General features: G+C 65.0%; 17 protein-coding genes, 2 tRNA genes and 1 pseudogene. 13 read left to right on the forward strand and 7 right to left on the reverse strand.

Annotated features, from left to right (window positions below; translation table 11 throughout):
- The first annotated feature begins 76 nt into the window (after positions 1-76).
- The 4 genes from dusA (at position 77) to ROV93_RS09430 (ending at position 3,902) form a co-directional block, all read left to right on the forward strand.
- A complete protein-coding gene (dusA, locus tag ROV93_RS09415; protein ID WP_072168733.1) occupies positions 77-1,108 on the forward strand; it encodes a tRNA dihydrouridine(20/20a) synthase DusA in 1,032 nt (343 codons plus the stop codon).
- Positions 1,109-1,320: 212 nt separating this feature from the next.
- Entirely contained in the window at positions 1,321-1,695 is a 375-nt protein-coding gene (locus ROV93_RS09420; protein WP_005420623.1) for a hypothetical protein, read from the forward strand.
- Between the two features lie 73 nt (positions 1,696-1,768).
- Positions 1,769-2,452: a response regulator transcription factor gene (locus ROV93_RS09425; protein WP_004136763.1), complete on the forward strand. Its 684-nt coding sequence runs from the start codon at positions 1,769-1,771 to the stop codon at positions 2,450-2,452.
- Positions 2,453-2,477: 25 nt separating this feature from the next.
- The gene (locus ROV93_RS09430) at positions 2,478-3,902 is read left to right on the forward strand and encodes a sensor histidine kinase (protein ID WP_065185596.1); all 1,425 of its coding nucleotides are present in this window, start codon (positions 2,478-2,480) and stop codon (positions 3,900-3,902) included.
- An 85-nt stretch (positions 3,903-3,987) separates the two neighbouring features.
- On the opposite strand, the gene ROV93_RS09435 is transcribed toward ROV93_RS09430, so the two are convergent.
- Both ROV93_RS09435 and ROV93_RS09440 read right to left on the reverse strand, forming a co-directional pair.
- On the reverse strand, positions 3,988-4,779 hold the full coding sequence (locus ROV93_RS09435; RefSeq protein WP_171956254.1) for a M90 family metallopeptidase: 792 nt from the start codon (positions 4,777-4,779) through the stop codon (positions 3,988-3,990).
- Positions 4,746-5,030 (reverse strand): hypothetical protein, encoded by a 285-nt coding sequence (locus ROV93_RS09440; protein WP_072168732.1) that lies wholly within the window; start codon positions 5,028-5,030, stop codon positions 4,746-4,748. Before ROV93_RS09440 ends, ROV93_RS09435 begins: the two co-directional genes overlap by 34 nt.
- Positions 5,031-5,174: 144 nt before the next feature.
- Here ROV93_RS09440 and birA point away from each other — a divergent pair, with 144 nt between their 5' ends.
- From birA to ROV93_RS09460, 4 genes are all read left to right on the forward strand, one after another.
- Positions 5,175-6,143 (forward strand): bifunctional biotin--[acetyl-CoA-carboxylase] ligase/biotin operon repressor BirA, encoded by a 969-nt coding sequence (gene birA, locus ROV93_RS09445; RefSeq protein WP_053498755.1) that lies wholly within the window; start codon positions 5,175-5,177, stop codon positions 6,141-6,143.
- A complete protein-coding gene (locus ROV93_RS09450) occupies positions 6,140-6,871 on the forward strand; it encodes a type III pantothenate kinase (RefSeq protein WP_053498757.1) in 732 nt (243 codons plus the stop codon). The genes birA and ROV93_RS09450 overlap by 4 nt, the downstream gene beginning before the upstream one ends.
- A gap of 9 nt (positions 6,872-6,880) precedes the next feature.
- A complete protein-coding gene (locus ROV93_RS09455) occupies positions 6,881-7,729 on the forward strand; it encodes an SPOR domain-containing protein (protein WP_072168731.1) in 849 nt (282 codons plus the stop codon).
- A 40-nt stretch (positions 7,730-7,769) separates the two neighbouring features.
- Positions 7,770-7,845, forward strand: a tRNA-Thr gene (locus ROV93_RS09460).
- A 101-nt stretch (positions 7,846-7,946) separates the two neighbouring features.
- Here the strand turns inward: ROV93_RS09460 and ROV93_RS09465 are convergent.
- Positions 7,947-8,288, reverse strand: a complete 342-nt coding sequence (locus ROV93_RS09465; RefSeq protein ID WP_312540228.1) for a hypothetical protein — start codon at positions 8,286-8,288, stop codon at positions 7,947-7,949.
- Between ROV93_RS09465 and ROV93_RS09470 the strand changes: the two are divergent.
- Positions 8,227-8,490: pseudogene (locus ROV93_RS09470) on the forward strand (DNA methyltransferase); the annotation flags it as partial. The gene ROV93_RS09465 and the pseudogene ROV93_RS09470 sit on opposite strands and share 62 nt — an antisense overlap.
- An 83-nt stretch (positions 8,491-8,573) precedes the next feature.
- Here the strand turns inward: ROV93_RS09470 and ROV93_RS09475 are convergent.
- Together ROV93_RS09475 and ROV93_RS09480 are read right to left on the reverse strand one after the other, a co-directional pair.
- Positions 8,574-8,948 (reverse strand): ASCH domain-containing protein, encoded by a 375-nt coding sequence (locus ROV93_RS09475; protein ID WP_005420601.1) that lies wholly within the window; start codon positions 8,946-8,948, stop codon positions 8,574-8,576.
- On the reverse strand, positions 8,920-9,987 hold the full coding sequence (locus ROV93_RS09480; RefSeq protein ID WP_005420600.1) for a GNAT family N-acetyltransferase: 1,068 nt from the start codon (positions 9,985-9,987) through the stop codon (positions 8,920-8,922). Before ROV93_RS09480 ends, ROV93_RS09475 begins: the two co-directional genes overlap by 29 nt.
- 509 nt (positions 9,988-10,496) lie before the next feature.
- Here ROV93_RS09480 and ROV93_RS09485 point away from each other — a divergent pair.
- From ROV93_RS09485 to ROV93_RS09495, 3 genes are all read left to right on the forward strand, one after another.
- A tRNA-Glu gene (locus ROV93_RS09485) sits at positions 10,497-10,577 on the forward strand.
- Positions 10,578-10,748: 171 nt separating this feature from the next.
- The gene (locus ROV93_RS09490; RefSeq protein ID WP_005420599.1) at positions 10,749-11,036 is read left to right on the forward strand and encodes a type II toxin-antitoxin system RelE/ParE family toxin; all 288 of its coding nucleotides are present in this window, start codon (positions 10,749-10,751) and stop codon (positions 11,034-11,036) included.
- 58 nt (positions 11,037-11,094) lie between these two features.
- A complete protein-coding gene (locus tag ROV93_RS09495) occupies positions 11,095-11,397 on the forward strand; it encodes an addiction module antidote protein (protein ID WP_005420598.1) in 303 nt (100 codons plus the stop codon).
- A gap of 174 nt (positions 11,398-11,571) precedes the next feature.
- Here ROV93_RS09495 and ROV93_RS09500 read toward each other — a convergent pair whose 3' ends face one another.
- Entirely contained in the window at positions 11,572-11,973 is a 402-nt protein-coding gene (locus ROV93_RS09500) for a hypothetical protein (protein WP_072168730.1), read from the reverse strand.
- A 586-nt stretch (positions 11,974-12,559) separates the two neighbouring features.
- On the opposite strand from ROV93_RS09500, the gene ROV93_RS09505 reads away from it, so the two are divergent.
- Positions 12,560-13,330, forward strand: a complete 771-nt coding sequence (locus tag ROV93_RS09505; protein ID WP_072168729.1) for a DUF3011 domain-containing protein — start codon at positions 12,560-12,562, stop codon at positions 13,328-13,330.
- 74 nt (positions 13,331-13,404) lie between these two features.
- On the opposite strand, the gene ROV93_RS09510 is transcribed toward ROV93_RS09505, so the two are convergent.
- Entirely contained in the window at positions 13,405-13,920 is a 516-nt protein-coding gene (locus tag ROV93_RS09510; RefSeq protein WP_312539532.1) for a hypothetical protein, read from the reverse strand.
- Positions 13,921-14,051: the final 131 nt, after the last annotated feature.

Genomic DNA, 14,051 nt, shown 5'->3' on the forward strand with positions numbered 1-14,051 from the left:
GGCCGGTCGAGCGGCCAGTCCCGGCGCCACCCGCCGCCGTTCAGCCGTCCGGTGTAAACTATTGATCTCACTGGCAATGCCAGTCTCCCCGATCAACACCCCGATGACGTCCGCCACCGCCCGTTACGCTGATTCCCTGCGCCTGTCCGTCGCGCCCATGATGGACTGGACCGACCGCCATTGCCGGGTGTTCCACCGCCTGCTGGCGCCGGGTGCGCGGCTGTACACCGAAATGGTGCACGCCAATGCGGTCATCCATGGCGATCGCCAGCGCCTGCTCGGTTTCGATGTCAGCGAACAGCCGCTGGCGCTGCAGCTGGGCGGCAGCGATCCGGCCCTGCTGGCGCAGGCTGCGCGCATTGCCGCCGAGTGGGGCTACGACGAGGTCAACCTCAACTGCGGTTGCCCGTCCGACCGCGTGCAGGCCGGGCGTTTTGGCGCTTGCCTGATGCGCGAGCCGGCGCTGGTGGCCGACTGCGTGGCGGCGATGGTCGACGCGGTTGATATCCCGGTGACGGTGAAGTGCCGCCTGGGCGTGGACGAGGACAACGACTACGACGTGTTCGCCGCCTTCGTCGACCGCCAGGTCGCCGCCGGTGCCGCAATGGTGGTTGTGCATGCGCGCAACGCGTGGCTGAAGGGCCTGTCGCCGAAGGAGAACCGCGAGGTTCCGCCGCTGAAGTACGATTGGGCCTACCGCCTGAAGCAGGAGCGCCCGGGGCTGCCGGTGGTGCTCAATGGCGGCCTGGCCACCATCGAGGCGGTGCAGGCGCAGGCCGCGCACGTCGATGGCGTGATGCTGGGCCGCGCGGCCTACCACGACCCCTACCTGCTGCATCAGCTGGAGGCGCTGCAGACCGGCGCCCCGCTTCAGGCCCGTGGCGACCTGCTGCGCACGCTGCGTCCCTACGTGGAAGCGCGCCTGGGCGAAGGCCTGGCGCTGAAGCACATCACCCGCCACCTGCTCGGCCTGTTCCACGGCCAGCCCGGTGGCCGCGCGTTCCGCCAGGTGCTGAGCGAGGGCGCGCACCGCCCGGGCGCCGACTGGAGCCTGGTCGAGCAGGCGCTGTCGGTCACCGAGCGCGAAGCCGATCGTGCCGCAGCGTGACCGCAGTCACATTCCTGACTTGACAAGGGACGGCGATTCGTCCCGAATGTTCACCTAGCTGAACATCGCAGGGCTGCGGCCGGAAAAGTTCAGACCGGATTCACTGCCCCAAACCAAGAATTTGCAAAGGAATTGTAAAGGCCGGGTCCCGCACCCGGCTCCCGGATTTACGACTTTTGAACGAATCGCCGTGCTCGGCTAGGATCGCATCGATGTCTTCCGCTCCCTTCCATTGCCGCATTGCCCTGGCCACCTGCGTGGTGCTGTCGGCTGCGCCGCTGTCGTCGGCGCTGGCGCAACAGCCGCCGCGCGGCGAGCAGGCACGGGCGGAAATGATGGATCGGGGAGAGCGCGGCAACCGTGGCGACGAGCGTTCGCTGTCCGATGCCGTGCGCCGCGTGCAGCGCAGCACCGGCGGCCACATCCTCGGCGCCGAGCGCGTGCCGTTCGATGGTCGTGATATCAACCGGGTGAAGTACATGGACGACCGGGGCCGGGTCCGCTACATGGACGACCCCGCCCCGTCGCGTTCACAGCCGCGCACGCCGCGGTCGGATATGTCATCACTACGCGGCGATAACCCCTGAACAGGGATAGTCGTCGCTATCAACCCGTACCCCACAGGCCTCCGGGCCACACCCAGGACACTAGGGAGAGTTCATGCGTATCCTTCTGGTCGAAGACGAAGCCCCGCTGCGTGAGACCCTGGCAGCCCGGCTCAAGCGCGAAGGCTTTGCCGTCGATGCTGCGCAGGACGGCGAGGAAGGCCTCTACATGGGGCGCGAAGTTCCGTTCGATGTCGGCATCATCGACCTCGGCCTGCCCAAGATGTCGGGCATGGAGCTGATCAAGGCCCTGCGTGACGAAGGCAAGAAGTTCCCGGTGCTGATCCTGACCGCGCGTTCGAGCTGGCAGGACAAGGTCGAGGGCCTGAAGCAGGGCGCCGACGATTACCTGGTCAAGCCGTTCCACGTCGAAGAGTTGCTGGCCCGCGTCAACGCGCTGCTGCGCCGCGCCGCCGGCTGGAGCAAGCCGACCCTGGAATGCGGCCCGGTCGCCCTGGACCTTGCTGCCCAGACGGTCAGCGTGGCCGGCAGCAATGTCGACCTGACCAGCTACGAGTACAAGGTGCTGGAGTACCTGATGATGCATGCCGGTGAACTGGTCTCCAAGGCCGACCTCACCGAACACATCTACCAGCAGGACTTCGACCGCGACTCCAACGTGCTGGAGGTCTTCATCGGCCGCCTGCGCAAGAAGCTGGACCCGGATGGAGAACTGAAGCCGATCGAGACCGTGCGCGGTCGCGGCTACCGTTTCGCGATCCCGCGCAACGAGGGCTGAGCCGGCTCACCCTGGCGATAACACGATGTCCGGCCGTCTGTGGTTCTTCCGACGCTGGCGGCCGCGCTCACTGCAGGCGCGCCAGATGCTCGCCGCGTCCGTGGGCCTGGTCGCGTTCCTGGCGCTGGCCGGTTACGCGCTCGACGCCGCCTTCGCCGATACGGCGAAGGCGAACCTGCGTGAGCGCCTGAAGAACTACGCCACCTCCTACGCGGCCGGCATCGACTTCACCCGCGACCGCTCGCTGTACATCCGCGAGCAGCCGCCGGATTCGCGCTTCGACGTACCCGGCAGTGGCCTGTACCTGCAGGTGGTGATGCCGCACGGCAAGGGCAATTCGATGTCCGCCGAAGGCCCGATGCTGCCCACCGTGGGCGGCGGCCTGCTGGCACCGCGCCAGGAAGTGTTCGAAGGCCCGCTGCCGATGATCCAGATCGATGGCAGCCAGGGCTCGGTGTACCGCTATGGCCTGGGCCTGGTGTGGGGCGCCGACGCCGACCCCGCCACTGAATTCCCGTACACCATCTACGTGATGGAAGACTCGCGCGCGCTGGGTGCGCAGCTGCGCGTGTTCCGTGGCCGCGTCTGGTTCTACCTGGGCGGCATCGGCCTGATCCTGCTGCTGCTGCAGACCGTCATCCTGCAGTGGAGCCTGCGCCCGTTGCGCCGAGTGATCACCGAGCTGACCAAGGTGCAGCGCGGCGAGACCGAGCGCATGAGCGAGCGCCACCCGCGCGAGCTGGAACCGCTGACCGACAGCATCAACGCCTTCATCGAAAGCGAGCGCGAGAACCTCGAGCGCCAGCGCAATACCCTTGCCGATCTGGCGCACAGCCTGAAAACGCCAATCGCGGTACTGCGCACGCAGATGGACAGCGGCGCCGGCGACGGTGCGCTGCGCGAAGAACTGGACGTGCAGCTGCAGCGCATGAACAACCTGGTTTCGTACCAGCTGGCACGCGCGGCCTCGTCGGGCCACAAGCTGTTCTCCGCGCCGCTGCCGATCGAGTCCAACGCCGAGGAAATCGTGCGTGGCCTGGAAAAGGTCTACGCCGCCAAGGGCGTGCTGTGCGAATTCGATATCGACCCGGCCGCGCGCTTCCACGGCGAGCCGGGTGACCTGCAGGAACTGCTCGGCAACCTGCTGGAGAACGCCTTCAAGTGGGCCAACCGCCGCGTGCTGCTGACCGCGCAGCCGCTGCCGGCGCCGAACGCGCGCCGTGCCGGCCTGCTGCTGGCGGTGGACGACGATGGCCCGGGCATCGCCCCGGATGACATCGGCAAGGTGCTGCAGCGTGGCGTGCGTGGCGACGAGCGCGTGCAGGGCCACGGCATCGGCCTGTCGATCGTGCAGGACCTGATCAAGGACTACCGCGGCGAACTGAGCGTGGGCCGTTCGGCCGAACTGGGTGGCGCCCGCTTCGAAGTGCGCTTGCCGCCGGGGCCGTAAACCTCGTTGATCGGTAGTGCCGGCCGCTGGCCGGCAACCTCATGATCTTCGATGGCATTGCTTGGTTGCCGGCCAGCGGCCGGCACTACGGCATTTCGATCTTCGGCGGCTCGCCGTAGAACCGCCGCAGCTGCGCGGCGACCTCCGGCAACGCCTGCTGCAGCAGATCCGGTGCCGAGAAGTGGTACTCGCTGCTCACCGCGAAGAACTCCTCCGGCGCCTCGGCCGCATACGGATCGATCAGGGTCTCTTCGCCGGCGTCCACCTGCGCGCAGAAGGCATCGTAGGCGCGCTGGAACGTGGCCGCCCACTCGCGCTGCCATTGCCGCGGCAGCGGCGGTGTGCCGTCCATCGCACCATCCAGCGCATCGAGCTTGTGCACCATCTCATGCACCGCCACGCAGTAGCCGTCGTGCGGCGCGGCCAGGTCGGCCTGCACGTCGGCCCAGGACAGGATCAACGGACCACTGTCCCACGACTCGCCGATCAGCTCGTCATCCCACTCGTGCAACACGCCGGCCGCATCCATGTGGCTGCGGTGCACGCGGAACGCATCCGGGTAGACGATCAGCTGCGACCAGCCTTCCAGCCCCACTTCGCCGAATTCCAGCAGCGGCAGGCAGCACAGTGCGGCCAGCAGCACGCCATCGCCAGCCTGCAGTTGCAGTTCACCGACAGGGGTAATGGTCTTCTCATGCAGGAAGCGCGTGGCCAGCACGCGCAGTCGCGCGCGGCGTTCGTCGTCCAGTCCGTGCAGCCAGGCCGCACGGCGGCAGGCGTCTTCCCAAAGCGCATCATCGATCGGCCGCGGCGAGGGCCGCAGCCACTGCAGCAACGACTTGATCAGCGGAACATTCCCGGCAGGTAGCTGTGCCACTTCGGCGCACGGATGCGCTGCAGCACGTCGTCGTCGCTGCCGCCGCCCCCGGTGCTGGTGGCACTGCTGGCCGCAGGGCGTACCGGTGCCGGCTTGGTGGTCGCAGCCGAGGCGGTCGCGGTCGGCGCGCGCTGCGAGGCGGCATCACCGTTGGAGGACACGCAGGCGCCCCGGCTGTCGTCCAGCGCTGCCGTTGCAGACGCCGTGAAGGGCATCATCAGCAGGATCAGGCAATGGGCATAACGGCGCATTGACGACATCCACGTTAAGGGAGGGTGAGTTCCCGATTCTAGCCCGAACCCGGCGCCCCGTTGGAAGCCCCTGCGGAACCCAGCGTGGCAGGCGTCGCTGGCGGCTTTCCCGCATAATTCCTGCCTGACTTCGTGGAAGCTGCCGTGGACGATCGCCAATTGCTGGCCAAACTCGCTGCCGGTCGCCTGTCCGGCGACGCCCTGGCCCGAGAGCTGGGCCAGACCCGGGCGGCTATTTGGAAGCGTATTCAAGGGCTTAGGGCCGCAGGTGTGGACATCGAGGGCCGTGCTGGCGAGGGCTATGGCCTGACCCGCCCGGTCGACCTGCTGGACCCGGCGGCGATCCGCGCCGGCCTGCCCGCCGATGCCCAGGCCCTGCTGCACGACCTGCAGGTGGCCTGGACGGTGGACTCCACCAACGCTGAATTGCTGCGGTGCAGCGCGCCCCAGCGCGGGGTCAGCGTGCTGCTGGCCGAACGCCAGACCGGTGGCCGCGGCCGTCGTGGCCGCACCTGGGCCTCGCCGCTGGCCGCGCATATCTACCTGTCGGTGATGCGCCTGTACTCCGGCGGCCTGGGCCGCCTGGCCGGGTTGAGCCTGGTGGCCGGCATCGCCGTGGCCGAAGCGCTGCACGACCTGGGCTACACCCAAGCGCAGTTGAAGTGGCCGAACGACCTGATCGTCGATGGCAAGCGCAAGCTGGTCGGCCTGCTTGCCGAGGGCGGTGGCGAATACGCCGGCCCGGCGCGCGCGGTGATCGGCATCGGCATCAACACCCACATGCCGCCGTCGTTTGGCGAGCAGATCACCCAGCCGTGGGTGGACCTGGACACGTTGGCCGGCAAGCCGGTGGACCGCAATGGGGTGGTTGCTGCCGTGCTGGCGCGCCTGCTGCCGGCGCTGGAAGAATTCGATCGCGAAGGCCTCGCTCCGTTCCTGCCGCGCTACGCTGCCTTCGACATGCTGGCCGGCCGCGAAGTGCGCGTGGAACTGGATGGGCAGTGGCAGCACGGTACTGCGCTTGGCCTGGCCGATGACGGCGCATTGCGCGTGCGCATCGATGGCCAGGAACGCCTGCTGCACGCCGGCGAAGTCAGCGTGAGGGCGGCATGAGCGATTGGTTGTTCGACCTCGGCAACTCGCGCTTCAAGTTCGCGCCGTTGCAGGGTGACCGTGCTGGTGACGTACAGGCCTGGGCGCATGGCGCCGAAGGCATGGCCGGGCAGCCGCCGCACAGCCTGCCCAGCGGCCGCACCGCGTTCGTGGCCAGCGTGGCGGCACCGTCGCTGACCAGCGCCATGCTGGACCAGCTGCAGCGTCGCTTCGAGCATGTGCATGTGGTGCGCACCAGCGCCGAATGCGCCGGCGTGCGCATTGCCTATGCCAGGCCGGAAAAGTTCGGCGTCGACCGCTTCCTCGCCCTGCTGGCTGCGGCCAAGGCGCAGCGCCCGGTGCTGGTGGTCGGCGTGGGCACCGCACTGACGATTGATCTGCTCGACGCCGACGGCCAGCACCACGGTGGCCGCATCTCCGCATCGCCCACCACCATGCGCGAAGCACTGCACGCCCGTGCCGTGCAGCTGCCCGCGACCGGTGGCGGCTACAGCGAGTTCGCCAACGACACCGCCGACGCGCTGGCCTCCGGCTGCGATGGCGCCGCGGTGGCGCTGATTGAACGCAGCGCACAGCACGCGCACACGCTGCTGGGCGTGGCACCGTCGCTGCTCGTGCACGGTGGCGGCGCACCGGCGCTGATGCCGTTGCTGCCCGCTGCCGATTACCACCCCTCGCTGGTGCTGGATGGCCTCGCCCGCTGGGCGGTGCACCAGCCCGCGCGCTAGTATCCGCGCATGCTCACCCGTGCCCTGATCGTCGTACTGGCCATTCTCAATCTCGGCGTCGCCTGCTGGTGGCTGCTGCGCGAGGCGCCGCAGAAGCCTGCGCCTGCGCCGCAACCGGCTGGCGTCGCCGAGCTGCGCTGGGTGCCCGGTGGCGTGGATGCCAATGCCGCAGCCGAGGCCACTGCGGCCGCCCCGACCGCATCGCTGATGGAGCGCGAACCGGCGGCGAAGACCGCGATGGCTGCGACACCCGCGCCCGTTGCGCCGGCAAAGCCGGAGATCGCCAGGCCGCAGGTGGCTGAGGCTGCGCCGGTTGCTGACGCTGCCAAGCCGGGAACACCGCCTGTACCCGTTCCGGCACCGGAAAAGCCCGTCACCCCGCCCGCGGCCGCCGAGCCGCCGCGCTGCGTCGCGCTGGGCCCGTTCGCCGACCGTGCCGCCGCGACCAGCGCGCAGGGCAAGGCCGGCACGCTGCTCAGCCAGGTGCGCCTGCGCGAACAGCCCGCTGCCAGCGGCAGTGCCCGCTACCGGGTGATGCTGCCGGCCGCCGCCAACCGCGACGAAGCACAGGCCACCGTGAAGCGCATCGTCGCCGCCGGCCTGAGCGACTACTACATCATCAGCCAGGGCGAGGAGGCCAACGCCGTGGCGCTGGGCCAGTACCGCAACCGCGAAGGCGCCGAGCGGCGCATGGCGGCGGTGCAGGCTGCCGGGTTCCAGCCGCGCCTGGTGACCAGCGGCGACGCCGGCCAATGGTGGCTGGAAGGCCAGCTGGCGGCAGGCACGCAGCGGGCCCAGGCCCAGCAGCGCAGCGGGGCAGCACAGAGCCGGTCGCTGGAATGCGCAAGGTTGCGCTAGAATCCCCGGACCGCGGCCCTGCCGCCGGTGATCCACCCATGCCGCTTTAGCTCAGTTGGTAGAGCAACTGTCTTGTAAACAGTAGGTCATCCGTTCGATTCGGATAAGCGGCACCACTCGGGAAGCGCCGAAACGCCTTGAAACTAGGGGTTTCAACGAATAAGGCCAGCGCGGTGCGCTGGCCTTTTAGCATCCACCGGTAAAATTGCCGGTAAAATTAGCCCCTCTTTTCTGGTTTCACGGCCGCTTTCACCACCGGTACGGAATGGTCGTACAGCTGACGCATGGCCTCGGTCACGTGGCCGCCAGCGCTCTTATCCTCGCTGTCGGTAATTCCCCGATGTTCCAAGCCATGGAGCGCGAACCGCTGGTCCTTATCGATCACGTCTTCCACAACCGCGCGGCGGACCAGGCGTTGCCAGGCGCTGTCGAAGGCTGATTTCGTGAGCTGGGTGCCGGACTGCGAAACCAGATGGCGTCGTTGCTCCGGTTTGATCGGTATGCCGCTGGGCCGAGCGGCGCCCACGCTGCCGGGTGTGTTCCGCGAGGCGGTGCGCAAAGCGGCACCATCTGACGGCAAACCGACCGACCTGATGCGCCAGTTGGTGCGCATCCGCGAGCAGGGCGGGCACATCCTCGATCCATTCGTCGGCTCCGGTACCACGCTGGTGGCTGCGGAAGCTGAAGGATACAACTGGACTGGCGTAGGAATAACCAGCGACTACTATCAGGTCGCTCACTCAAGACTTGCAGGCGCTTGACGGGTGCGCAAAAGCAGCAAGGCCGCTCGAAGCGGCCTTGCTGCCTTCATCTCATCGAAAGATGCAGTTGGGCCAGCAATCGTCTATGTCAAATAGCGAAAGGACTGCGGAGCAGCGGTCGTGCCAATCAGTTCTGTCAAGGTAATTGGAGAGTCGTAGCGCTTGGCGGACTTTACCTTGAAAGCATGCGCTGTGCTCCGTCCCTTAAAATACGAGTTGAAGAAAGTCTTTGTAATCCCAGAAAACTCATGAGTCATTGCCCACAGATCCTTTGGGCGATGAGACATGCATCTATCGACTTCAAATTCACCGATGATCTTTCCAACTGGCATCGTGGCGTAGATCACGACAGTGGTGACACCCTTCGCCTTAGGAAGTGCCTTCCGAAACTCAAAGCGCTTTCGTCCGTCGAGAATCTTCTCTGCGTACTCAGGCTTGATTGACAATAAGACTTTCATCGATTTCGCCTAGTTGGGCAATGTGGTGTAGCTGCTCAAAGGTCAACTGCATGAAGCCATAGTACGCATCTCTCGAGAGACCGACTTCCTCGATCAGTCGAGCGCGATTGGGTCGCTTCTTCAGCGCGACATTGTATGTGAACTTGAAGATGTTCGGATACCTGCCCGTGCGCCAGAAGCCGTCTAGTTCCGCTTCAGTGAAGATGCTGTAGGGGCTGCAGTACGCTTTGAATTCCTCCTTTGTCTTGAAGGTGCTGATATGTCTCGATTCTTCCACAACACCTATGCTCGTTGCGACTGACTCGAACCAAGCTTTGCCTTTGTTCGGTGCAGGGCGGTAGATGACCAAGACATCGTTCGGCTTCAGGCCTTCCGTGCCCTGCATCGCTGTTAAGTACACCTTATGGATGCTGTTGGTATGAGACACATCCTGCACCAAGTCCTGATTTTCCGTTCGCAGAATGGAGTCCGGAAGCAACCGCGTGTGCCACTCCGGATAGAGAGACAGCAAGTAGCATCGGTTGTTTCCCACGGGGATGCTGGGATAGCTCGTTACTGCGTCGGTGTAGGCCGCTTTGAAGTCCTTCTGCAGGACCAGTTCTTCACCGTTTTGGGATGTCTTGCTTGCGACGTTGATGAAACCATGCCGCTCAAATAAGCGAATCAAGCCGTCGTGCTTGGCAAACACCGTCACATAGATCAAAGCTATGCCATGGTGGATGGCATGGTCGAACACCTTCTTAAGAAAGCGCTCGCCCAAGCGAGATCCAATTGAATTGAGCTTGAATGTGCCGACTTTGATCCGCCGTTCAGCTGGCAGGGGAGGCGACACGTCATCTATCGGTCCATCCTCCGTCTTGAGGTAAAGGAACCCGTCGATCCCGCCCTTGTCACGCTTGAAGATATAGGCCCGTTCTTCTGATTTTTTCTGAAACCACGTCGGAAATTCTTCGTAGTCAGCCTTGAGGCTGTCAAAGAACGGATCCGACAGATCTATGTTCTTAAACTGCTCGTAAGCCAGTTCCGCACTTTGAGACATTCCTTTCTCCTATGAGTGACTCGCGCAGCACGATCAGTTCCTGCGCCCTTAAATCAGGATCATAGCCGAGCGGTGCTGAGGTGCGTCAGGCGGGGCGCCAAAGCTCCTGAGAACAGGCACAGTTCAAGGGAAAGCCTGGGTTACGGTCGAGGCCAGCTTGCCAGCCTGCCAGCCCAGCGCCCTCAAGCACTTCCGGTCATGTCCTCCGTGGGCTGTGCCATTGACAGACTCTGGCAACAAGGCAGGCGGTTGATGACGGTTCTAGCTGGTGGAGGCCGAAGGAAGCGACTGGGACCTGGGCCTCGCAGCCCCGGTCTAGACCCCGGCGCGCGCGCTCCCGCTGGAAATGCGACCCCATAAATTCATGCAGTGAGGGGACTGAGGCATGGACACAACGCCGCCGGCCGCCGGGCTAGGTATAGGCAGCTCGATCAGAGCCGCTGGCTGCTGCGCTGGAAGTACCGGGGAAATTGGCCTGAGCGTCTAGCAACTGCAAGTGTTCCACGTCAGCGACCGGGCAAATGGTGCCGCCGAAGCCCAACTATCTCTCAAACAGTAGGTTATCCGTTCGATTCGGGTAAGCCGCACCATTGGGCATCTGCTAATCCCTCTCTGCAGACGCCGCGCGTTGGCCAGTCGGGCGCCGATCCCGGCCCACTCCTTCCTCCTTCGCTGCTCTTCCTCGCGACGCGTGATGCGTCGCTGTGCGCTTCTCTGCCCGCGATCCTCATGGTTGAAAGCATGTAGCCAGTAGGCTACATTTGAAGATCCAGCGTACCCGTCAGTTCGCGACATGGATTGACGCTCTCAAGGACGTAACCGCACGCGCTCGCATCCTGGCCCGTATCGGTCGGCTCGCTGAAGGCCATCCCGGTGATCACCGCTATCTGGCGGATGGCGTTTCAGAATTGCGTATCGATGCAGGACCGGGTTACCGCGTGTACTACACCCAGCGCGGCAGGCAGTGGGTGATTCTTCTGGTTGGAGGCGACAAGGGTTCGCAGCGGCGCGATATAGAGACGGCCAAGGAGATTGCGCGTTCCCTGTGAGCATCGAACTGGCTGTAGGCGAAACGACTCAATACCGAAGTACCGGAGCTGTCCCATCATGGCCATCAAGAGAAAAGTCGAACTCAAATCATTTGATGTGGCCGAGCATCTTCGGACGCCGGAGGAGATGGCGGCTTATCTCGACGCCTGCATCGAAGAAAGCGAGGGCGATTCTGCCTTCATCGCCAAGGCGCTTGGCGATATCGCTCGCGCTCAGGGCATGAGCAAGGTTGCGCGTGCGGCGGGCCTGTCGCGCGAGAGTCTGTATCGCGCACTCTCCGGCGAGCGCAGCCCTGATTTCGCGACCATCCTGAAGGTGACCCGGGCCCTGGGTGTGCGATTGCACGCCAGCGCAGCATAAGCACATGCGCCGATCATGATGCGTCGGCGCGGCGCCGGTCGCAAAGGCGATGGAACGAAAATGAAGAAACCGCCATTCGCTGGTTCTTTCGTCCCAACCCGGTGAGTCAACTCACTGTATGGCGCGGGCAGATCCTTCGATCAATGCCGCACACACACTGCGACCGCAGCAGCCTCAGCTACGCACCTGCAACGCCACATACTCCGCCAGCCCTCGGCAGGCCAGCATCAGCCCCTCGCGCGTGCCGTCGCCGATGTCGTCTTTCTCTTCCCCGTCCACGCGCACGCGCTCGGCGGCGTGGTACAGCTCCAGCAGTGACACCAGGCCCACTGCGGCGCGATCCCGGCGCGCGGCAGCCACCGCTTCACCAGGTGTGCCTGCCGGCCCCGGCCACGGCTGTCCATCGGCGGCGTCACCGGCCAGGATGCGCTGCAGGCAGCCGGGCAGGTTGATCGGCGCGGGCGCCTCGTTCGCGGCGGCGAAAGCGGCTTCCAACGGCTGCGCCAGTTCAGGTGGCAGGCGCAGAGCCGCCTCGCCGAGGGTGGCGGTCAGGTACGGGTGAGGGGTTCTGGACATGCGGGCATCCTCGTCAGGAACAGAGGTGCCGCCACGGTAAGGTGGCGGGCGATACGTGGTTTCCAATCCCGGGACTGAATTAGCCGGTGGGCACGAGGCCCCCACGCACCGCCCGCCGTCGATCGGCGAACGGATTGCCAGCCGGCGCCGCACCTGGAAAGGACGACGCCGGCTGGCAAGCGTATACAGCTTTCAGTCTTCGGGTTGGAAATCCCGGCCACCTCGCTGAAGGTGGCGATTCATCATGCGCACGTGAAATCACCGCCTGCCAGTCGTTTGTTTCGATGGCATCGGGAGATCTGAAAGGAAAAATGAATTATCGCGTTTGGCCCGTTTCGGGCATCGCAATGCCAGAAGCGACAGATTGCGCAGTGGCGCCATCAGCGAGAAATCTGCCCGAACCATCGCTGCCGCATGCCCTGAGCTGGCCCACGAAGTAAAGGTGACTTAACAGCCCGGGCAAGGCTCCACAGTTACCATAGCAAACACAAACGCCCGAATGCGCTGCCGGCTTTTTGATTCTCCTCACAGACCATTTGCAGACCTCCGACACATACTGGGGACACATGCCCTTCGGAAGCCGCACATGCGTCGCCATGCCCTGTCGCTCACCTCCGCATTGTTGTCCGCCGCTTTCGTGGCTCCGGCCATGGCCGCCGTGCCGTTCTTCAACGCCAGCTGCCCGGGCGACATCGATGTTCACGCAGACGATGGCGGGCCGGTCTATGTGCAGGGCCGCGAGGTCACGCTGAAACGTTTCAACGACCGCTATTTCGAAGCCCGCGACGCCAACAGCGGCATCACCCTGTCGATCAGCCGCAGCGATGACGGTACGCCGCAGATCAGCTATACCGGCCGTGGCGGCGCCAACGGCATCTGCCAGGTCAGCGCCAGTGGAACATCTGCGCCCGCCGCAAATGGCGCACACCCGCGCGAGGTTGCTACCGGCGACGCCGCGCTACCGCGCGAAGTCACCTGCGAATCCACTGACGAGCAGCAGGTGTCGTGCGATCTGAATACCCGCGGCAATGTGGAAATCGTGCGCCAGCTCAGCCACACCCGATGCGAGGAAGGTAAGAACTGGGGCCTGTCGCGGCACTCGGTGTGGGTCAATGGCGGCTGCCGCGCGGTGTTCCGCAATGTGTCTTCGGTGACCACCCCGGCGCCGGCAGGCGATACCGCGTTGGGCGCCTGCAACATGCGCAAGGGCGCGCAGGGCACCTTGGTGACCCAGATGCCGGTGGGCAGTGATTACCAGGAACTGATCATCGATTATCCCGATGGCCGTTTCCTGTGCATGATGCGCAACAACGGCCAGGTACAGAGCCTGACGCCGGTTCGCCACCGCGGCGGTTGAGGTGCCGCGGCAGCGAAACCGCCGTCGGCCGCGCGTTCGAAGGGGGCAACGCAGCACGCGTTGCCCCCGTCCCGCTACTGCTGGTTCACCGGGTCATTTCCCTTCTTGTAGGTGTAGCCGGTTACGTCCCAGCCGCCGCCATGGCCGGATGAGGGTTCCACCCAGGTGAATTCCCACGTCTGGATGGAGCCGTCGGGAAGCAGGTTTTCCACCCGGTAGATCTCACCGGGAATGCCCTGGTCCGGCAGCTTGCCGGGAATCGATTCGTCCGAGCGTGCAGACGCACGGCCTACGGAGACTGCCTGTCGTTCCACCTGTACGTTGCCGTAGCCCTGCGGGGCGAACGACGGCTTCACCCGCTGCGCAACCCAGTCGAGTACCTGGCGTGCGCCCGCCGTCTGCATGGGATACGCATCGGAGGTCACCGTATGCGTGATGCGTTGCGAGGGTGCACTGGCAGCGGCGGGAAACAGTCCGCCCAGGGCAATTGCCAGTACCGCAAGTCCATTGAGTGCATGTTTTATGCGCGTGGTGCTCCATGATTGAGGAAGTGAGGCGGCACCTTCAGGGTGCCTGCGCAGCGTGGACACAACAACAGCCCTGCGTAAGAGGCAAAACCGACCGGGATGTGAGGTGGATCGCGGAAGGTCCAATTCCTGACGACCCAGCGCTGGAAAGCCTGACCGGAAAGGGCCACCGTTCCTGGCGATCTTACCTTCGG

The sequence above is a fragment of the Stenotrophomonas maltophilia group sp. msm4 genome (assembly GCF_032025605.1).
GTDB lineage: Bacteria > Pseudomonadota > Gammaproteobacteria > Xanthomonadales > Xanthomonadaceae > Stenotrophomonas > Stenotrophomonas sepilia.